Annotated in this window: 20 protein-coding genes; 14 read left to right on the plus strand and 6 right to left on the minus strand. The window is 66.8% G+C overall.

Going from position 1 to position 18,081, the window contains the following annotated elements:
- Nucleotides 1–13: 13 nt before the first annotated feature.
- Together HCX50_RS07265 and HCX50_RS07270 are read left to right on the plus strand one after the other, a co-directional pair.
- On the plus strand, nt 14–1,309 hold the full coding sequence (locus tag HCX50_RS07265) for a M20/M25/M40 family metallo-hydrolase (protein ID WP_167633484.1): 1,296 nt from the start codon (nt 14–16) through the stop codon (nt 1,307–1,309).
- A gap of 40 nt (nt 1,310–1,349) precedes the next feature.
- The gene (locus HCX50_RS07270) at nt 1,350–2,174 is read left to right on the plus strand and encodes an undecaprenyl-diphosphate phosphatase (RefSeq protein WP_167633486.1); all 825 of its coding nucleotides are present in this window, start codon (nt 1,350–1,352) and stop codon (nt 2,172–2,174) included.
- A gap of 7 nt (nt 2,175–2,181) precedes the next feature.
- On the opposite strand, the gene HCX50_RS07275 is transcribed toward HCX50_RS07270, so the two are convergent.
- A complete protein-coding gene (locus HCX50_RS07275; RefSeq protein WP_167633488.1) occupies nt 2,182–3,030 on the minus strand; it encodes a PAC2 family protein in 849 nt (282 codons plus the stop codon).
- A gap of 81 nt (nt 3,031–3,111) precedes the next feature.
- On the opposite strand from HCX50_RS07275, the gene HCX50_RS07280 reads away from it, so the two are divergent.
- Genes HCX50_RS07280 through lnt form a run of 9 tightly spaced genes read left to right on the plus strand, consistent with a single transcriptional unit; the run spans nt 3,112 to nt 12,841 of the window.
- On the plus strand, nt 3,112–3,801 hold the full coding sequence (locus HCX50_RS07280) for an HAD family hydrolase (protein WP_432206349.1): 690 nt from the start codon (nt 3,112–3,114) through the stop codon (nt 3,799–3,801).
- On the plus strand, nt 3,801–4,820 hold the full coding sequence (locus tag HCX50_RS07285; protein WP_167633490.1) for a tRNA (adenine-N1)-methyltransferase: 1,020 nt from the start codon (nt 3,801–3,803) through the stop codon (nt 4,818–4,820). Before HCX50_RS07280 ends, HCX50_RS07285 begins: the two co-directional genes overlap by 1 nt.
- Nucleotides 4,821–4,830: 10 nt before the next feature.
- Nucleotides 4,831–5,763 (plus strand): hypothetical protein, encoded by a 933-nt coding sequence (locus HCX50_RS07290; protein ID WP_167633492.1) that lies wholly within the window; start codon nt 4,831–4,833, stop codon nt 5,761–5,763.
- Nucleotides 5,763–6,755 carry a helix-turn-helix transcriptional regulator gene (locus HCX50_RS07295; RefSeq protein ID WP_167633494.1) on the plus strand — a complete coding sequence of 331 codons (993 nt, stop codon included), beginning with the start codon at nt 5,763–5,765 and terminating at the stop codon, nt 6,753–6,755. Before HCX50_RS07290 ends, HCX50_RS07295 begins: the two co-directional genes overlap by 1 nt.
- Nucleotides 6,752–7,735 (plus strand): helix-turn-helix transcriptional regulator, encoded by a 984-nt coding sequence (locus HCX50_RS07300; protein ID WP_091036312.1) that lies wholly within the window; start codon nt 6,752–6,754, stop codon nt 7,733–7,735. Before HCX50_RS07295 ends, HCX50_RS07300 begins: the two co-directional genes overlap by 4 nt.
- A gap of 44 nt (nt 7,736–7,779) precedes the next feature.
- Nucleotides 7,780–8,016, plus strand: coding sequence for a twin-arginine translocase TatA/TatE family subunit (tatA, locus tag HCX50_RS07305; protein WP_091036314.1), 237 nt, complete (start codon nt 7,780–7,782; stop codon nt 8,014–8,016).
- 57 nt (nt 8,017–8,073) lie between these two features.
- Complete coding sequence (gene tatC, locus HCX50_RS07310) at nt 8,074–8,832, plus strand: twin-arginine translocase subunit TatC (protein WP_091037601.1); 759 nt, start codon at nt 8,074–8,076, stop codon at nt 8,830–8,832.
- Nucleotides 8,829–11,303, plus strand: coding sequence for a DEAD/DEAH box helicase (locus tag HCX50_RS07315; RefSeq protein WP_167633496.1), 2,475 nt, complete (start codon nt 8,829–8,831; stop codon nt 11,301–11,303). The genes tatC and HCX50_RS07315 overlap by 4 nt, the downstream gene beginning before the upstream one ends.
- A gap of 2 nt (nt 11,304–11,305) precedes the next feature.
- On the plus strand, nt 11,306–12,841 hold the full coding sequence (gene lnt / locus HCX50_RS07320; protein ID WP_205828884.1) for an apolipoprotein N-acyltransferase: 1,536 nt from the start codon (nt 11,306–11,308) through the stop codon (nt 12,839–12,841).
- Here the strand turns inward: lnt and HCX50_RS07325 are convergent.
- The 4 genes from HCX50_RS07325 to HCX50_RS07340 all read right to left on the minus strand — a co-directional run bounded on the left by HCX50_RS07325 (nt 12,838) and on the right by HCX50_RS07340 (nt 15,530).
- Nucleotides 12,838–13,221, minus strand: coding sequence for an RNA polymerase-binding protein RbpA (locus tag HCX50_RS07325; RefSeq protein ID WP_091036323.1), 384 nt, complete (start codon nt 13,219–13,221; stop codon nt 12,838–12,840). The genes lnt and HCX50_RS07325 overlap by 4 nt on opposite strands.
- A 124-nt stretch (nt 13,222–13,345) precedes the next feature.
- On the minus strand, nt 13,346–14,122 hold the full coding sequence (locus tag HCX50_RS07330) for a glycerophosphodiester phosphodiesterase family protein (RefSeq protein ID WP_167633498.1): 777 nt from the start codon (nt 14,120–14,122) through the stop codon (nt 13,346–13,348).
- Nucleotides 14,119–15,048, minus strand: a complete 930-nt coding sequence (locus HCX50_RS07335; protein ID WP_167633499.1) for an SPFH domain-containing protein — start codon at nt 15,046–15,048, stop codon at nt 14,119–14,121. Before HCX50_RS07335 ends, HCX50_RS07330 begins: the two co-directional genes overlap by 4 nt.
- 8 nt (nt 15,049–15,056) lie before the next feature.
- Nucleotides 15,057–15,530, minus strand: a complete 474-nt coding sequence (locus HCX50_RS07340; protein WP_091036331.1) for an NfeD family protein — start codon at nt 15,528–15,530, stop codon at nt 15,057–15,059.
- Nucleotides 15,531–15,652: 122 nt separating this feature from the next.
- On the opposite strand from HCX50_RS07340, the gene HCX50_RS07345 reads away from it, so the two are divergent.
- On the plus strand, nt 15,653–16,417 hold the full coding sequence (locus HCX50_RS07345; RefSeq protein WP_167633501.1) for an SDR family oxidoreductase: 765 nt from the start codon (nt 15,653–15,655) through the stop codon (nt 16,415–16,417).
- Between the two features lie 66 nt (nt 16,418–16,483).
- On the opposite strand, the gene HCX50_RS07350 is transcribed toward HCX50_RS07345, so the two are convergent.
- Nucleotides 16,484–17,080, minus strand: a complete 597-nt coding sequence (locus tag HCX50_RS07350) for an HdeD family acid-resistance protein (protein ID WP_091036336.1) — start codon at nt 17,078–17,080, stop codon at nt 16,484–16,486.
- Nucleotides 17,081–17,262: 182 nt separating this feature from the next.
- Here HCX50_RS07350 and HCX50_RS07355 point away from each other — a divergent pair, with 182 nt between their 5' ends.
- Nucleotides 17,263–17,661: a helix-turn-helix transcriptional regulator gene (locus tag HCX50_RS07355; protein WP_091037608.1), complete on the plus strand. Its 399-nt coding sequence runs from the start codon at nt 17,263–17,265 to the stop codon at nt 17,659–17,661.
- 5 nt (nt 17,662–17,666) lie between these two features.
- On the plus strand, nt 17,667–18,077 hold the full coding sequence (locus HCX50_RS07360) for a VOC family protein (RefSeq protein WP_091037611.1): 411 nt from the start codon (nt 17,667–17,669) through the stop codon (nt 18,075–18,077).
- Nucleotides 18,078–18,081 lie beyond the last annotated feature (4 nt).

Genomic DNA, 18,081 nt, shown 5'->3' on the forward strand with positions numbered 1-18,081 from the left:
TAGCCTGGAGCACATGACCGATCCCTCTCTTCCCGAGGTCGTGCGCATCGCCAGCGACCTCATCCGCTTCGACACATCCAACTTCGGCGGAGGGAATGCGAAGGGCGAGCGCGAGGCCGCGGAGTACGTGGGCGCCTACCTCGCGGAGCTCGGGCTCGATGTCGAGTACTACGAGCCGATCGCCCGCCGGACCAACGTGATGGCTCGTGTCGCCGGCCGTGACCGAAGCAAACCCGCACTCGTCGTTCACGGTCATCTCGACGTCGTGCCGGCGATGGCCGACGACTGGAGCGTCGATCCGTTCGCCGGCCTCGTCCAGGACGGGATGCTGTGGGGTCGCGGTGCCGTGGACATGAAGAACATGAACGCCATGATCCTCACCTCCGTCGCCGAGATCCTGCGGGCGGGGGAGCAGCCGGAGCGCGACCTCATCCTGGCGTTCTTCGCCGATGAGGAGAACGGGGGCGTCGAAGGTTCGGCTCTCGTCGTCCAGAACCGCCCGGAGTGGTTCGAAGGGGCGACGGCCGCGATCAGCGAGGTCGGGGGTTACTCGATCACCGTCGATGACCGACGTGCGTACCTGCTGCAGGTCGGCGAGAAGGCGCTGATCTGGATCCGTCTGGTGGCGAAGGGGCGCGCGGGCCACGGCAGCCGCCTGCACGACGACAATGCCGTGACGAAGCTCGCGGAGGCCGTCGCGGCGATCGGGCGCACGCGCTGGCCGATCCGTCTGACGCCGACGACCACGGCACTGCTGGAGGGACTCAGCGCATTGAGCGGGCGCAGTGCCGACGACCCCGATGCCCTCGCCGCTGCCGCTGGGCCCGCGGAGGCGTTCCTGAGGTCGTCGTTCCGGACCACCACGAATCCCACGGCTCTGACCGCCGGCTACAAGCACAACGTCATCCCGGAGCGTGCCGAGGCACTCATCGATGTCCGCGTGATCCCCGGGACCGAAGACGATGTGCTCGCCGATTTGCAGCAGATCGTCGGCGATGGAATCGTCATCGAGACCGTTGTCCGTGACATCGGTATGGAGACACCGTTCGAGGGCGAGCTCGTCGAGGCGATGGTGGCCAGCATCGGCCGCCATGACCCCGGCGTGCCGGTGATCCCCTACCTCCTGGGCGCCGGCACCGACAACAAGGCGCTGGCCTACCTGGGCATCACCGGGTACGGCTTCGCGCCGTTGAAGCTCCCCGCTGACTTGGACTTCACAGGCATGTTCCACGGAGTCGATGAGCGAGTACCCGTAGAATCGCTTGTCTTCGGCCAGCGGGTGCTGGCCGATCTGCTGCGCACGTACTGAGCGCTGCGCGCTCCGTGCCTCTCTGAACTGAAAGCTCTCCATGCACCTGCTCGAAGCACTGATCCTGGGCATCGTCCAGGGACTCACCGAGTTCCTCCCGATCTCCTCCAGCGCCCATCTGCGCATCCTCGGCACGTTCCTGCCGTCGGGCGAGGACCCGGGTGCGGCCTTCACCGCGATCACGCAGATCGGTACCGAGGCCGCGGTCGTCGTGTTCTTCTGGCGTGACATCGTGCGGATCATCGGCCAGTGGTTCCGCTCACTCGTCGGAAAAGCTCCGCGCAATGATCCCGATGCGCGGATGGGCTGGATGATCATCATCGGCAGCATCCCGATCGTGGTTCTCGGGCTGCTCTTCCAGGACCAGATCGAGACGGTGCTCCGGTCGATGTGGATCGTCGCGATCATGCTCATCGTCTTCGGCATCCTGCTCGGCGTCGCCGATTACGTCGGGGCGAAGCGCCGCAACCTCGACGAACTGACCTACCCGCACGGCATCGCTTTCGGCTTCGCACAGGCGCTGGCGCTGATCCCGGGCGTCTCCCGCTCGGGCGGCACCATCACCATGGGCCTCTTCCTCGGTTACGAGCGCGCCGCCGCCGCCCGCTACGCCTTCCTGCTCGCGATCCCGGCGGTGTTCGGCAGCGGTTTCTATCAGGTGTTCAAGAGCTGGGACGAGCCATCGTTCTTCTCGTTCGGCGACACGCTCGCGGCGACGGGTATCGCTTTCGTGGTCGCACTCGGCGTCATCGCGTTCTTCATGAACTGGATCTCGAAGCGCAGCTTCCTGCCGTTCGTGATCTACCGGATCCTGCTCGGCTCGGTCCTCCTGGTCCTGCTCGGCACCGGGGTGATCGCAGCCTGATCCGGCCTCAGCGCTTGCGGTCTCCTGGACCGTCGTCGCGACGGCGGAGATACCGCTCGAACGCCTGCGCGATCGCATCGCCGGACGCCTCGGGGGAGTCCCACGTGTCGCGCGTGCGCTCGAGCTGACGGATGTACTCGGCCATGTCTTCGTCCTCCGACGCGGCCGCGTCGATCGAGGCCTCCCAGGCAGCGGCCTCGGTCCGCAGCGTCTGCCGATCCACGTCGGCGCCGGCCAGCTCTTCGAGCCGGTCGAGGAGGGCGAGAGTCACCTTGGGCGAAGGCGTCGCAGACGCGACGTAGTGCGGCACGCTGGCCCACAGGCTGGCTGTGGGGATCCCCGCGTTCTCTGCGAAGTGCTCGATGACGGAGAGGATGCCGACCGGCCCCTCGTAGAGCGAACGCTCCAGATCGTGCGCTTCGCGGACCTGCTCGTTCTGGCTGGACGCGAAGATGGAGATCGGCCGCGTGTGCGGGACGTCCGAGAGCATCGCGCCGAGGGTGACGAGTCCGGTGATGTCGTCGCGCAGAGCCACATCGATGAACTCCGAGGCGAACGACTGCCAGGTGCGGGCCGGCTCCGCGCCGGTCAGCAGCCAGAACTCGGGTCCGGGACCGGGATCGCGCGGACGCCAGAGGCCTGCTTCCGGCCACGTCAGCTGGCGCCGGCCCTCACCGTCCATCCGACTCGACGGTCGTGTGTACTGGTAGTCGAAGTACAGTTCGGGATCGACGGAGTGCACGAGATCGTAGTCCGACGACGCGCGCAGCGCTTCGATGGCGCCGCTCGCCGCTTCACCGGCATCGTTCCAGCCGTCGAAGGCCGCGATGACGATGCGCTGACCGAGAACATCCATCGAGGGCTCCCTTCGAGATCGTGGACGAGATCCTTCCAGGCTAGTCCGCGACGGCGGGATGCGGGCGGTACCCCGGCTAGCATGGGTTCAGTGAGTAGAAAGCCCAGCGCGGTCCTGTGGGACATGGATGGAACGCTCGTCGACACCGAACCGTATTGGATGGCGGCCGAGACGGCACTGGTCGAATCCTTTGGCGGGTCCTGGAGCCACGAGGATGCGCTGCAGCTCGTCGGAAGCGGTCTGCTCGACAGCGCGGTGATCCTGCAACGGGCCGGCGTCGCGATGGAGGCCCAGGCGATCGTCGATCATCTGACAGACGCCGTGCAGGACTCGCTCCGCACCAGCGGCGTACCTTTCCGCCCGGGTGCTCGCGAACTGCTCCGCGACCTGCGGAGCGCGGGAATTCCGACGGGTCTCGTGACGATGTCGCTGCGGAGGATGGCACTGAGCGTGGTCGATCTGATCGATTTCGAGGCGTTCGACCTTGTCGTGGCCGGGGACGATGTGGACAACCCCAAGCCGCACCCCGAGCCCTACCTGCAGGCAGCGGCACTCCTCGACGTCGACATCACCGACGTGATCGTCATCGAGGACTCTCCGACCGGCGTCCGCGCCGGACTCGCCTCGGGTGCGCTGACGCTCGCGGTGCCACATATCGTCCCGCTCGACCATCTCGGCGCGCACCAGCTGTGGCCGACACTCGCCGGCAGGAGCGCCGGCGATCTTAACGATCTCTTCGACAGCATCAACGTCGCGACAGGAGCTTCCTGATGACCGAAAGCCGCGTACCGAGGCCTAGTGGTCCGTTCCGACCGGGCGACCGAGTGCAGCTGACCGGCCCGAAGGGTCGCCTGCACACGGTGACGCTCCGCGAGGACGGGGAGCTGCACACGCACCAGGGCGTGCTGCGCCATCGCGACCTGATCGGCCTTCCCGACGGCTCGGTCGTGGCCAACAGCTCCGGACACGACTATCTGGCGCTCCGTCCGTTGCTGAAAGACTTCGCGATGTCGATGCCGCGGGGCGCGGCGATCGTGTACCCGAAGGATGCGGCGCAGATCGTGATGCAGGCCGACATCTTCCCGGGCGCGACGGTCGTCGAGGCCGGGGTCGGTTCGGGAGCGCTCTCCCTCTCCCTCCTTCGGGCCGTCGGGCCGGTAGGAAACCTGATCTCGTTCGAACGCCGCGAGGACTTCGCCGACGTCGCCCGCGGCAACGTCGAGACGTTCTTCGGCGAACACCCTGACACCTGGCGCGTCGTCGTGGGCGACCTCGTCGAGTCGCTCCCGAATGAGGTGCCGGCCGGCACCGTCGACCGGGTGGTACTGGACATGCTCGCTCCCTGGGAATGCATGGACGCCGTGGCCGATGCGCTCACTCCCGGCGGCGTGGTCCTCTGCTACGTGGCCACGGCGACGCAGCTCTCGCGCGTCGCGGAGTACATCCGTGGCACGGGACTCTTCACCGATCCCGATGCCTCCGAGACTATGGTCCGCGGGTGGCATGTCGAAGGCCTCGCGGTGCGCCCCGATCACCGGATGGTCGCACACACGGGGTTCCTTCTCACCGCTCGACGGCTCGCGCCGGGCGCGATCGCGCCATCGGTCAAGCGACGCGCTTCCAAGAGCAGCTACGGCGACGAGGATGTCGAGGCGTGGACGCCCGGCGCCGTCGGCGACCGCGAGATCAGTGACAAGAACCTGCGCAAGCGGGCGCGGGAAGCCGAGAAGGCTGCCGAAGGGGCACGCCTTGCTGCGGCGTCGCGCGATTCCGGGCACGCGACGGAATAGACTGGAGCGCGTGCGTAAAACGTCCGCCGTTCTGGCCTCCCTCAGCCTTGCCGTCCTCGCTCTGACCGGCTGCACAGCAGCGGGACCCGACGGCGGCGACGCCTGCGACCGCGGGGCCGGGTCGAACGAGATCCGTGACGCCGTCACCGTGGAAGGCGACGTCGGATCGGCTCCGGACGTCAGCGTGTTCACCCCGCTGCACCTCAAGGAGACCGCCTTCGCCGACACGACCGTGGGCGACGGCCGGCAGATCCTCGACAACACACAGGCCCTCGTGGTGGAGCTCTCGATCTTCAGCGGTGAGACCGGCAAGCAGGTGTACGCGACGTCGTACGACGAGGCCAAGGGACAGGTCTCCACGGCCGACTACTGGGCGACGCAGTCGCCCGGACTCGAGTCGGTGTTCGAGTGCGCGACGGCGGGATCCCGGATCGTTGCGGCCCTCACGCCGGAAGATTTCGGCGCCAACAACCTGGAGGGGTTCGGTCTCGCGGCCGACGACAACGCGGTGTTCGTCATCGACGTGGTCGATGTGTTCCTCTCCCGGGCCGAGGGTTCCCTCCAGTTCAACGATGCGAAGGGCATGCCGACGGTGGTGCGAGCCCCCGATGGCACACCCGGCGTCATCATTCCCGACAGCGCAGCGCCGACGGAGCAGGTCGTGCAGACTCTCATCAAGGGAGACGGCGAAGAGGTCGAAGCGGGCCAGATCCCGCTTCTGAACGTGATGGCCGTGGGCTGGGATGACAAGAAGGTAATCAACAGCACGTGGGGCCAGGGACCGACAGGCGACCTCTCGACCTCGGCTCCCAGCGTCGCAGAGGCCATCGTCGGCAAGACCGTGGGCTCGCAGCTGCTCGTCGTCACGCCCTCCGGCGACGGCGGCCCTGCCGTCGCCTACGTCGTCGACATCCTGGGCGCAGTCACGGCGCCGACGCAGTGATGGCCAGCCGGATCCCCGCGGAGGAACGCCTCACGAATCTCGTCGTGGCGCTGATGGCCACGGAGATCGGGCTGACCAAGCAGCAGATCCTCGACAACGTGTCCGGATATCGGCAGCGGGCGGATGCGGGTACACGCTCCGACGCGCTGGAGAAGATGTTCGAGCGGGACAAGGACGAGCTGCGCACCCTCGGCGTGCCGATCGAGACGATCGGGGACGCCGCCGATCCGAACGACCTCCGTGAAGCGAGATACCGTATTCCGCAAGCGGAATACGACCTGCCCAGTGACATCGAGTTCTCCGCCGCCGAAATGGCCGTGCTGCAGCTGGCCGGCAGCGTCTGGAGTGCGGAGTCCGTCTCGGGCGATGCGCAGTCGGGCGTGCGCAAGATCCGCGCGTTGGGCATCGACGGTGACGAGCCGATCATCGGCTTCGCCCCGCGGATCACTGCCCGCGATGCCGCGTTCGCCCCGCTCCAGGACGCGATCGAGCGGTGCCGTGTCGTCGCCTTCGACTACTTGAAACCGGGAGAGGATGCGCCTCGGCGGCGGCGGATCCGCCCCCTGGCCCTGGTCGACTACGAGGCCCGATGGCACGTGTTCGGCGTCGACGTGGATGTCGAGGAGGACAGGATGTTCCTGCTCAGCCGTATCGTCGGCGACGTCAAGGTGAGCACGACGACCTTCGACTCCGCACTCCGAAACGGGGCGGGGGAGCGGGCGCTCTCCGGGCTCGAACGCGTCGCTGCTGCGAACTCCGCTCTGCTGGAGGTCACGCCTGGCACCGAAGCCGCTCTTCGCCTGGGCCGACGTGCCTCTTCAGCGCCACAGGGGATCCGCGTCCCGTTCGTCGACCTGCACATCTTCGCCGATGAGCTCGCCTCCTACGGGCCCGAGGTGCGGGTGGTCGAACCTGTCGCTTTGCGTGACGCGGTCATCGACCGGCTGCGGGCGGTCGTCGAGGCGCACACAGATCAGGGGAAGGCCTCATGAGCGCGAAATCCAAGCCGCTGCTCGCGGCCGACCGCGTCCGCCTCTACCTCACTCTCGTGCCGTACCTGCTCGAACACGGCCAGGTGTCCCTCGCCGAGGCGGCCGAGGAGTTCGGCGTGACGCCGCAGGAGATGCGCGGCATGGTCGAGAAGCTGACCGTGATCGGGCTGCCCGGTGAATCCGGTTACTGGCAGCAGCCGCAGGAGATGTTCGACATCAACTGGGACCTGCTCGACCTCGAGGATGTCATCGAGATCACCAACGATGTGGCCCTGCGTCGGGTCCCGCGCTTCACTGCGCGGGAGGCGGCAGCGCTGCTCGCCGGACTGCAGATGGTCGCGGCGGTGCCGGCCGTCTCGGACTCGGGTCTCGTCGCCGGCCTCATCTCGAAGTTGTCCCGCGGAGCAGCCGATGCTCCCGCCGAGGTCGTCGTCGCCCCGAGCGCCGTCGACGAGGTCCGCGAAGCTGTCGCGCGAGGTCTGCATGAGGGCGTCGCGATCGCTTTCACCTACCAGGCTCCGGATGCCGCACCGACGACCAGAACCGTCGATCCGATGCAGATCCTCATCACGAACGGCCAGTGGTACCTGCAGGGATGGTGCCACATGAGGCAGGCGATGCGGACGTTCCATCTCGACCGTGTCAGCGCACCGACCCTCACCGACATCCCGATCACCCACGGCGGTGAACACGTCCCCGAGGCCTTCGCCGGTCTCGACGACGAACGCGAGGTCACCGTGCGGGTGCCGGAGCGCCTCGCGCCCCTGTTGAGCGGCTTCGTTCCCACCGGGCAGCCCGATGTGGTCGACGGCGCGGTGACCACCACATTGCACCTCGCCGATCCCCGCGGGGTCAAGCGGCTGGCCGGGAGGTTCGGCGGTGCGATGGAGGTTCGGGAGCCGGCCATCGCCCGATCCGCGACGAGGGACTGGGCCGCATCGGGACTCGCGCTTTATCGCCGCCCCGATGCCGAGCATTGATCTGTAGACTGAACCGAACGCTCATCGACGACGGGAATCCTTACATGTTCGCTGGAATGCAAGGCTGGCACCTTCTGATCGTGCTCGCCGTGATCCTCCTTCTGTTCGGTGCCGCCAAGCTGCCGGCTCTGGCGAAGAGCATGGGCCAGTCCGCCCGCGTCTTCAAGGGTGAGATGAAGGCGATGAAGGAAGAGGACGGACCTCGCGCCGACTCGACCGTCGCGGACCCCACGTCGGTCAAGGACTCGGGCGCAGACCCTGAGATTCCGCCTCGCGCCTGACCGGCCGTGGCAGCCATCGAACCGACCGTGATGCCGAAGGCGGATCGGGATCGGCGGATGTCGCTCGGCGCGCATCTCGTCGAACTGCGCAAGCGTCTGATGTACGCGGCGCTCGCTCTGGTCGTGGGCATGGTCGTGGCGTTCATCGTCGCCGACCCGGTCATCCACTTCATCACAGAGCCCATCCGCATCATCACCGAGAAGCGCGGTGATGATTTCAGCGCGCTCAACTTCGGCACGGTGACGGCCGCGTTCGACATGCGCATGCGGATCGCCTTCTCGATCGGCCTCTTCATCTCGGCGCCGGTCTGGCTGTGGCAGGTGTGGGCTTTCATCATGCCCGGCCTGACCCGTAAGGAGATCAAGTACACAGTCGGCTTCGTCGTCGCTGCCGTCCCGCTTTTCTTCGCCGGGTGCTACCTGGGCGTGATGATCATGCCGCATGTGATCGAGCTCATGTGGAGCTTCACGCCCGACGGCGCGACGAACTTCTACTACGCGCAGGAGTATTACGACTTCGTCTTCAAGCTGATGATCGTCATCGGGGTCTCGTTCGTGCTGCCGGTCTTCCTCGTCGCGCTGAACCTGGCCGGTGTCATGTCGGGCAGGGCGATCCTCAAGGGCTGGCGCATCGCCATCATCATCGCGACGGTGTTCGCCGCGCTCGCGACGCCGGCCGCCGATGTGGTCAGCATGCTGATGCTCGCCGGGATCCTGATCGTCCTCTTCTTTGCCGCAGCGGGGCTCTCTCTCCTGTTCGACCGGCGCAAGCGCAAGCGCAACGAGGCGACCGGGCTGTTGCCGGACGCGGTATGAGCTCGCCCTCCGAGCGGTACGCGCAGACGCAGCAGGCAGCGGAGCACCCGGAGTCCTCGGCTTTCGCAGCACTGCAGAAGTTCGAGCTCGATCCGTTCCAGGTCGCGGGATGCCATGCTCTGGAGAATGGCCGCAGTGTGCTGGTGGCCGCACCGACGGGGGCAGGGAAGACGATCGTCGGGGAGTTCGCGATCCACCTCGCGATGCGGACCGCGAGCGACAAGGCGTTCTACACCACGCCGATGAAGGCCCTCTCGAACCAGAAGTTCCGTGAGCTGGTCGAGGTTTATGGGGCGGATCAGGTCGGTCTGCTCACCGGTGACACCAACATCAACGGCAACGCGCGCATCGTGGTGATGACCACCGAGGTCCTGCGCAACATGATCTACGCCGACTCCGCCGCGCTCCGCGACCTGCGCTACGTGATCATGGACGAAGTCCACTACCTCGCCGATCGTTTCCGCGGAGCGGTGTGGGAAGAGGTCATCATCCACCTGCCTCAGCGGGTGCGACTGGTCTCGCTGAGCGCCACGGTCTCCAATGCCGAGGAGTTCGGCGACTGGCTCGACACGGTCCGTGGCGACACCGACGTCATCGTCTCCGAGATCAGGCCCGTCCCGCTGGAGCAGCACGTTCTCGTCCGCGATGACCTGCTTCCGCTGTTCGACGATCGTGCGGGTCTCGCGACCGCGCAGGTGAACCAGGAGTTGATGCGCATCCGCTCGTCGACCGGGTCGAACTACGACAACAACCGGCAGGCGCAGTCGTATCGCAGCGACCGTCATGCTGGACGACAGGCAAAGCGTCCACCGCGCGGCGGGCGACGGCCGGTGCGCGCCTCCAACGTCCGCCGGATCGAGCGGATGGATCGTCCGGATGTCGTGCACCTCTTGGAGCGCGCGAACCTGCTCCCGGCGATCTTCTTCATCTTCAGTCGAGTGGGGTGCGACGCCGCGGTCCAGCAGGTGCGGCGCTCCGGTCTTCGGCTGACATCCGCCGAGGAACGAACGGAGATCCGGGCCCTCGTGGAGGACCGGACCCGTACTCTCCAGGACGAAGACCTCGACGTGCTCGGCTACTGGGAGTGGCTCGACAACCTCGAGCGCGGCGTCGCCTCGCACCACGCGGGTCTGCTGCCGGCCTTCAAGGAAGTCGTCGAGGAGCTGTACCGACGCAAACTCGTGAAAGTCGTCTTCGCGACGGAGACCCTGGCGCTCGGCATCAACATGCCCGCCCGTACGGTCGTTCTCGAGAAGATGGAGAAGTTCAACGGCGAGGCCAGGGTCGCGATCACCTCGGGGGAGTACACCCAGCTCACCGGTCGAGCTGGAAGGCGCGGGATCGACGTCGAGGGCCATGCGGTCGTGCAGTGGACCGAGGGCATGGATCCGCAGGCCGTCGCCGCGCTGGCATCGCGCCGCACGTATCCGCTGAATTCGAGTTTCCGCCCCACGTACAACATGGCTGTGAACCTGATCGACATGTTCGGCAAGGCCAGGGCCCGCGAGATCCTCGAGTCTTCGTTCGCTCAATTCCAGGCGGATCGCGCTGTCGTCGGACTGGCGCGCCAGGTGCGAGAAGCCGAAGCGTCGCTGGCGGGTTACGAGAGTTCGATGGCGTGCGAGCACGGGGACTTTCCCGAGTATGCCGCCATCCGTCGAGAGCTCAGCGATCTCGAGAAGAAGAACCGGCAGGATTCCCAAGCGCCGCGGGCATCGCGCGACAAGCGGATGAAGCGCATCCAGACGCTGCGCACGCAGATGCAGCGCCACCCCTGCCATCGCTGCCCGGATCGGGAAGCCCACGCGCGCTGGGCGGAACGTTACTGGAAGCTCAAGCGCCAGACCGACCGCATCCGGCGTCAGATCGAGACCCGCACCGGGACGGTGGCGCGCGTGTTCGATCGGGTGGTCGAGGTACTCGAGACTCTGGACTACCTCACGGAGGTCGACGGCGAGACCACGTTGACGGAGGCCGGGCGCACGATGCGTCGCATATACGGAGAGCGCGATCTCCTCGTCGCCGAGTCGTTGCGCCAGGGACTCTGGGCGGGCCTCGATGCCCCCTCGCTCGCGGCGATGGCATGCTGCCTCGTGTACGAACCGCGCCGTGACGAGGCGAACTCGGGGGAGCGGGGCCTCCCACGTGGCGCATTCCGCACGGCGTGGGAGAAGACGACGACCCTCTGGGCCGAGCTCGACGACCTCGAACAGGATCATCGTCTGCCGGGCAGTGAACCGCTCGCCGCCGGGCTCGCCGGTGCGATGCACGCCTGGGCTCGCGGGGGAATGCTCGATCGGGTGCTGATCGACGCCGACATGGCCGCGGGAGACTTCGTGCGCTGGGCGAAGCAGACGATCGACCTCCTCGATCAGTTGTCGATCGTGGCCGAGGATGCCGCTGTCGCGCGCACCGCACGCAGCGCCCTCGACGGTGTGCGTCGCGGCATCGTCGCCTATTCGTCGATGTGATGATGGCGACGACGTCCGCGAATACCGCTGTGCCCGAGCGGGCGCTGCTGCCCCTGTGGGCAGCGGTGCCCACCGCCGCGCTCGGGGCTCTGCTGATGAACCTCGCCTATCCGGGCGCCGCGGTATGGGCGCTCGCATTCCCCGCCACAGCTCTCGTGCTCGTGTCCCTGATCGGCCGGCGCTTCGGCGGAGCACTTCTGGTCGGTCTGGTCTACGGCATCCTGTTCTTCGCTCTTCTGGTCTCCTGGACGTCCCGCTACCTCGGGCCGATTCCGTGGGCCGCGCTCAGCGTCGTCGAAGGTGGCCTCACCGCCATCGCGCTCGTGCCCATCGCACTCGCCTACAGATGGCTTCCTCGCGCCTTCCCCGGCGCTGCAGGGCGCATTCTGGGGCTTCCCACGGCCGTCGCGGCCCTGTGGGTCGGGCGTGAGCTCTTCGTCGGCTCCTGGCCGTACGGAGGCTTTCCGTGGGCGCGGATCGGGATGAGCCAGGCCGAGAGCCCCCTCGCACCGATCTCGTCGTGGCTCGGCGTGAGTGGACTCAGCTTCGTGATAGTGCTGCTCGTCGCGGTGCTGATCGAGATCGTCCGCCTGCGCGGATGGCGTCGTCCTCTGGCACTGCTGGTGCCGGCAGCGCTGGTGGTCGTTATGCTCTTCACTCCGCTGTTCCCGACCACCACTTCGGGGTCGATGAGGATCGCGGCGGTGCAGGGCAACGGACCGACCGGGTATTTCGACGAACGCGAACCGTTCTCCGTGATCCAGGCGCAGACCGACGCGACAGCGCCCCTCTACGGAGAGGACGTCGATCTCGTGGTGTGGCCGGAGGGTTCTCTCGACGCAGATCCGTTCGAGAATGCGGCGATCGCCCGGAGGATGACTCTGGTGTCGAACCGTATCGATGCGCCGCTGCTGGCGAATGCGCCGACGGCGAGGGACGACCTCTACTTCAACACCTCGATGCTGTGGACCGCTGACGGCACAGCCACGCAGACGCACGACAAGCGGCACCCCGTTCCCTTCGGCGAGTACGTGCCTGATCGCGCGTTCTACAACGCGCTGGCTCCCGATCTGATCGGCCTGATCCAGCGGGAGTACACGCCGGGGTCGAACCCGCCGATCGTCGAGGTCGATGGAGTGCCGATCGGGCTCGCGATCTGCTTCGACGTCATCTACGACGATGTGATCCGGGAAGGGCTGAACGACGGCGCCGAGGTGCTGGTCTTCCAGACCAACAACGCCGACTTCCGCGGTACCGACGAGAATCTGCAGCAGCTGTCCTTCGCCAGGATGCGTGCCATCGAGACGGGGCGCAGCGTCGTGAACGTGTCGACCGTCGGCACCAGCCAGGTCATCAGGGCCGACGGGTCGACAGTGGCCAGTCTGGACGCAGGAGAGGCCGGAGCGCTGCTCGAAGATGTCGAGCTTCGTTCCGGCCTCACGGCGGGGGTTGTCCTGGGCCCCTGGATCCAGCAATTCCTGCTGTGGGGCGGTCTCGGCGCGCTGCTCCTCGGGTGGTGGCGCGCCCGGGGGCGTTAAGCCCCGATCTTCTCGCGGGTCGGGTCTTCTCCGGCGCCGCGACGTGCGCGGATGAAGGCGAGTCGCTCTTCCAGCAACTCTTCGAGCTCCGCACGGGTACGGCGCTCCAACAGCATGTCCCAGTGGGTGCGAGCGGCCTTCTCGTCGGTCACTTCGAGTGTGACGGCCTGGCCGTCGACGTTCAGGCGTGCTTCGGCACCGCAGGCGCGGCACTCCCAGGTCTGGGGCGGTTCGGCGTCGGCCGCGAACATCAGGTTCGTGACGTGGCCGCAGGTGTCACAGGTGTAGGTGGTCTCACGGCGCTCCATGAAAACGACGCCCTCTTCGCTCTGTAGGCTCTGGGCGCCGAGTCGGATGCCGCGCAGGCTGCGATCTGCCATTTTGTGGTCCTCTCGTCGCTGTCAGGTATAACGCTCCAGCCTGTGCGCTTCATCCACGCGGGCGGCTTCTCGGCGCGATTCACAGCTGAATCTCAGCGGCGGAGGTTATGGGGCGCGTCGGGTCCTAGTGTTCGGAGAGGGTCCGGAGGGCGACGTCAGCGCGATCCGAGACGATCCCGTCGACTCCTGCGGCAACGAGACGACGCATGTCGGCGGAATCGTTGACCGTCCACACATGTATCTCAACACTGCGTCGGTGGGCGGCACGGACGAGGGCAGGGGTGAGCACGGTGAGCACTCCGTGTCGCTCGGGGATCTGGAGCGCGTCGATTCCTTGGAGGACACGTGCGGGGGAGAGCCGGAGCGCGGACAGCGCGCGCAGCGCCGCGATCGTGCGGCTTCCGCCCGATGTCGCAGGCCGAAGCGAGGCGCCGGCCCGTAGGACGGAGGAGACGGCTGCGCGGCGGTTCGCGTCCGAGAAACTCGTGACCAGCACGCGGTGGGTGTGTTCGACCAGAATCGGGCCGAGCGGGTCGACGGCCGCCGGTGTCTTCACATCGATGTTGAAGCGCACGTCGGGAAACGAATCAAGTGCTTCCGCAACCGTGAGCAGCCCGCCGTGGGCGGAGAAGATCTCGCGCAGTTCCCGCGTGCGCACGTCGCGCACTGCTCGTGTGTCGCCGACGAGTCGTTCGAGGGTCGAGTCATGGAACAGCACCACATCGCCATCCGCTGAGACCTGGCAGTCGGTCTCGACATACTCGGCGCCTGCCGCGTGTGCGGCGGCGAAGGCTGCAGCAGAGTTCTCCCAGACGCCCGAATCCTCGCCCTCCGCAGTGACCAGACCACGGTGAGCGAGGACTCGAGGATGCCGCGCCTTCGTGAAGTACGGGTGTGTCACGCGCCGGGAAGCGTGTTCGTCGGGCCCTGACCCGGCTTCGGCGTGAACGCGCTGCCGATGCCCTTGAGAGCCTCGGTGAGTTCACTCGGGATGATCCACAGCTTGTTGGACTGTCCTTCACTGATCTTCGGCAGCATCTGGAGGTACTGGTAGGCCAGGAGCTTGTCGTCGGGCGCACCCTGGTGGATGGCGGTGAAGACGTTGTGGATCGCCTCGGCCTCACCCTGCGCACGGAGGACAGCGGCCTGCTTGTCTCCCTCGGCTCGGAGGATCTCGGCCTGGCGAGCACCTTCCGCCTCGAGGATCGCCGACTGCTTGGTGCCCTCCGCTGTCAGGATCGCCGCGCGACGGTCACGCTCGGCGCGCATCTGCTTCTCCATGGAGTCCTGGATGGAGATGGGAGGATCGATCGCCTTGAGCTCGACTCGGCCCACGCGGATGCCCCACTTGCCGGTCGCCTCATCGAGCACCACCCGGAGCTGACCGTTGATGTTGTCACGGCTGGTGAGGGCTTCCTCGAGGTTGAGACCACCGACGACGTTTCGCAGCGTCGTCGTGGTGAGCTGCTCGACCGCACCGAGGTAGTTGGCGATCTCATACGTCGCAGCCCGCGCATCCGTCACCTGGAAGTACACGACCGTGTCGATCGAGACGACCAGGTTGTCCTCGGTGATGACCGGCTGCGGCGGGAACGAGACGACCTGCTCGCGCATGTCGATCAGCGGCCGGAGACGGTCGATGAAGGGGACGAGGATGTTGAGTCCGGGGGTGAGGGTCTTGTGATAGCGGCCGAGGCGCTCGACGACGCCGGCGGTCGCCTGCGGGATGATCCGGATGGCACGCGCGACGGTGACCACCACGAAGATGATCACGGCGATGGCGAGGATCCAGCCGATCGCTGCGGGAATGAACGATGCGTCGTCCACGGGTTCTCCTAGTCGTTGACGGGTCGGACGATGGCGGTTGCGCCGTTGATCGCGCTTACGGCGACCGGGGCTCCCGGGGGGATGGCGACCGAGGTGGCGGTGCGCGCGGTCCAGGTGTCGCCGTTGGCGAGCTTCGCCTGGCCGGAGATCTGCGTGATCTCGACCAGTGCGATTCCGCGCAGATCGACGAGCGCGTCCACATTGGACTTGGTCGGATCTTCGCCGCGCCGCAGGCGCTTGAGCAACGGAGGCCGGAGGAAGAGGATGAACATCGCCGCCGCCGCGGCCGCGATGATCACCTGCACCCAGACCGGGACTCCGAGCAGGTCGGTCACCAGTCCGACGACACTGCCGAAGCTGAGCATGAGGAACGTGAAGTCCAACGAGAGCATCTCGATGACGAGGAACACGGCGATCAGGACCAGCCAGCCGATCCAAGCCCATTGGTCGATGAACGTGACGAATGTCGTGAAGTTGTCCATGCGGCCTCCTTTGTGGTCAACGTATCACGCGGGCCGCCGCCGATCCGGGCGCCACAGCGCTCCCTTGATAGTGTGAGTGGGCCGTGCGATCACGGCCTTTTCGCGCATCATGAGGAGTCACCGTGACCGACGTTCTTCCCGCAGGTTCCCTCGACGGCAAGGTGGCGCTCGTCACCGGCTCATCACGCGGGATCGGCGCAGACACCGTCCGCTACCTCGCCGAGGCCGGCGCCGATGTCGTCATCAACTTCCGCAACAAGGCGCCGCGGGCCGAGAAGCTCGCCGCCCAGCTGCGCGAGCTCGGTCGTCGGGCGCTCGTGGTGGGGGCCGACCTCACCGATCCCGCATCCGTGGCCGAGATGTTCGACGCGATCCGCGCGGAGTACGGACGCCTCGACGTGCTCGTGCTCAACGCTTCCGGCGGCATGGAGTCGGGGATGGCCGAGGATTACGCGCTCACCCTCAATCGCGACGCGCAGCTCAACGTCCTGAACGCGGCGACCCCTCTTCTCGGCGACGGGGCGCGGGTCGTGTTCGTCACCAGCCACCAGGCGCACTTCATCCGGACGACGCCGACCATGCCGGAGTACGAGCCGGTCGCACTGTCGAAGCGAGCGGGCGAAGATGCGCTCCGCGAACTCATCCCCGCCCTCGCCGCGAACGGGGTCGGCTTCACCGTCGTCTCCGGTGACATGATCGAGGGCACGATCACCGCCACGCTGCTGGAGCGGGCGAACCCGGGCGCGATCGCCGAGCGCCGTGAATCGGCCGGCAAGCTCTACAACGTCTCCGAGTTCGCGGCCGAGGTCGCCAAGGCCGCGGTGGACCCGGTGCCCGCCGACAACACTCGGCTCGTCGGTGACGTGAGCGCGTTCGTCGCCGAGTAGCCGCAGACGAGAATCGGCCCCGCTCTGCTGACGCAGGACGGGGCCGATTCGGCGATGGGGGAGACGTCAGCTGACGGGCTCTCCCTGGACGGCGGCGACGTACTCCTTCTCATCCTTGCCGAGCGTGATGGCACGCACGATCTGGATGATTCCGAGCACGATCAGCGAGATGCCGAGCAGCAGCCAGAAGGCGAATCCGGCGATCAGCGGCGAGAACAGCACGATGATTCCGGCGATGATGCTGAGGATGGCGTACAGGACGGTCCATACCCGCGAGCCGTCGCTGCCGAGGAGCGTCAGGGCGACGACGCCGTCGACGATCCAGCTGACACCGATGAAGATCACCACGACGAAGGCCAGGGTGGCCGCAGCGGCGCTCAGGTTGAAGAACGCGATGACGCCGGCGATGACGTAGAGCAGGCCGAGGACGATGTGTCCCACGCGGGCCCATCCGCCCTTCGCGCCCGAGAAGATTCCGAGGCCGATGTAGACCAGACCAGCGATCACCAGGTAGGACGCGAAGATCGCCGTCACGATGACAGCGGACTTCACCGGCCAGACCAGGAGGACGATTCCGGCGATGAGAGCGAGCACGCCCGCTACGGCCAGCGAGACACGGATCGACTTGAACAGTGACTTCGCCTGGGTGAGTGGTTCAGACATGGTGGGGACCCCTTTCTGAGAAGTTCCTGTGAGGATGCCCCCTCAGGGTAGCGCTCTCGCAGGCGGACGTGGGGGATCCTCTGCGAGCCGTGTTGCTCGAAGTCATCGCGGGACTCTGAGCGTCATGACAGGATCGACGGGTGACCGGCCCGGATGACACGCGTGTGCGGGAGCTCATCGTGATGCGCAAGGTCAGAGATCGGATCGACCGGGAGTACGCGAAACCCCTCGATGTGGAGGCGCTCGCGCGGGGCGTGCACATGTCGGCGGGTCATCTCAGTCGGTGCTTCCGGGAGGCATACGGCGAGTCGCCCTACTCCTACCTGATGACGCGCCGGATCGAACGCGCGATGGCACTGCTGCGACGCGGAGACCTCACGGTGACGGAGGTGTGCTTCGAGGTGGGGTGCTCGTCGCTCGGAACCTTCAGCACGCGATTCTCGGAGCTGGTGGGTGTCCCACCCAGCGTGTACCGTGAACGCGCCGCGAACGTCGAGGGAATTCCCTCGTTCCAGGCGAAGCAGGTCACCAGACCGATCAGGAATCAAGAAGCACCGCGTACCGACACGCACCTAACGTGAAGACCATGAAGATCAGCATCCACTACGCCTTCCTTCCCCACACCGACGCCGAGGCCGCCCTGGCCTTCTACCGGGACGCCCTCGGGTTCGAGGTGCGCAACGACGTCGGCTACGACGGTCTCCGCTGGCTCACGGTCGGTCCCGAGGGACAGCCGGAGACCTCGATCGTGCTGCATCCGCCGGCAACCGACCCGGGAATCACGGAAACAGAGCGCCAGACGATACTCGAACTCATCGCCAAGGGCAGCTACGCGGCACTGACCCTCGCGAGCGATGACGTCGACGACCTGTTCGCCCGCCTCGTCGACAGCGGCGCCGACGTCGTGCAGGAGCCGATGGATCAGCCGTACGGCGTGCGGGACTGCGCGTTCCGCGACCCCGCGGGCAACCTGCTGCGTATCAATCAGGCCGCCTGAACAC

Source organism: Microbacterium sp. B19(2022), assembly GCF_012030385.1.
GTDB classification, from domain to species: Bacteria; Actinomycetota; Actinomycetes; order Actinomycetales; family Microbacteriaceae; genus Microbacterium; species Microbacterium oxydans_B.

Bases quoted from the DNA above. Each gene is read 5' to 3' on its own strand.
- lnt (WP_205828884.1), top strand. From the start codon at position 11,306: ATGGCGACGACGTCCGCGAATACCGCTGTGCCCGAGCGGGCGCTGCTG.
- HCX50_RS07300 (WP_091036312.1), top strand. From the start codon at position 6,752: ATGAGCGCGAAATCCAAGCCGCTGCTCGCGGCCGACCGCGTCCGCCTC.
- HCX50_RS07295 (WP_167633494.1), top strand. From the start codon at position 5,763: ATGGCCAGCCGGATCCCCGCGGAGGAACGCCTCACGAATCTCGTCGTG.
- HCX50_RS07360 (WP_091037611.1), top strand. From the start codon at position 17,667: ATGAAGATCAGCATCCACTACGCCTTCCTTCCCCACACCGACGCCGAG.
- HCX50_RS07315 (WP_167633496.1), top strand. From the start codon at position 8,829: ATGAGCTCGCCCTCCGAGCGGTACGCGCAGACGCAGCAGGCAGCGGAG.
- tatC (WP_091037601.1), top strand. From the start codon at position 8,074: ATGTCGCTCGGCGCGCATCTCGTCGAACTGCGCAAGCGTCTGATGTAC.
- tatA (WP_091036314.1), top strand. From the start codon at position 7,780: ATGTTCGCTGGAATGCAAGGCTGGCACCTTCTGATCGTGCTCGCCGTG.
- HCX50_RS07350 (WP_091036336.1), bottom strand. From the start codon at position 17,080: ATGTCTGAACCACTCACCCAGGCGAAGTCACTGTTCAAGTCGATCCGT.
- HCX50_RS07285 (WP_167633490.1), top strand. From the start codon at position 3,801: ATGACCGAAAGCCGCGTACCGAGGCCTAGTGGTCCGTTCCGACCGGGC.
- HCX50_RS07265 (WP_167633484.1), top strand. From the start codon at position 14: ATGACCGATCCCTCTCTTCCCGAGGTCGTGCGCATCGCCAGCGACCTC.
- HCX50_RS07355 (WP_091037608.1), top strand. From the start codon at position 17,263: ATGCGCAAGGTCAGAGATCGGATCGACCGGGAGTACGCGAAACCCCTC.
- HCX50_RS07280 (WP_432206349.1), top strand. From the start codon at position 3,112: ATGGGTTCAGTGAGTAGAAAGCCCAGCGCGGTCCTGTGGGACATGGAT.
- HCX50_RS07270 (WP_167633486.1), top strand. From the start codon at position 1,350: ATGCACCTGCTCGAAGCACTGATCCTGGGCATCGTCCAGGGACTCACC.
- HCX50_RS07325 (WP_091036323.1), bottom strand. From the start codon at position 13,221: ATGGCAGATCGCAGCCTGCGCGGCATCCGACTCGGCGCCCAGAGCCTA.
- HCX50_RS07275 (WP_167633488.1), bottom strand. From the start codon at position 3,030: ATGGATGTTCTCGGTCAGCGCATCGTCATCGCGGCCTTCGACGGCTGG.
- HCX50_RS07340 (WP_091036331.1), bottom strand. From the start codon at position 15,530: ATGGACAACTTCACGACATTCGTCACGTTCATCGACCAATGGGCTTGG.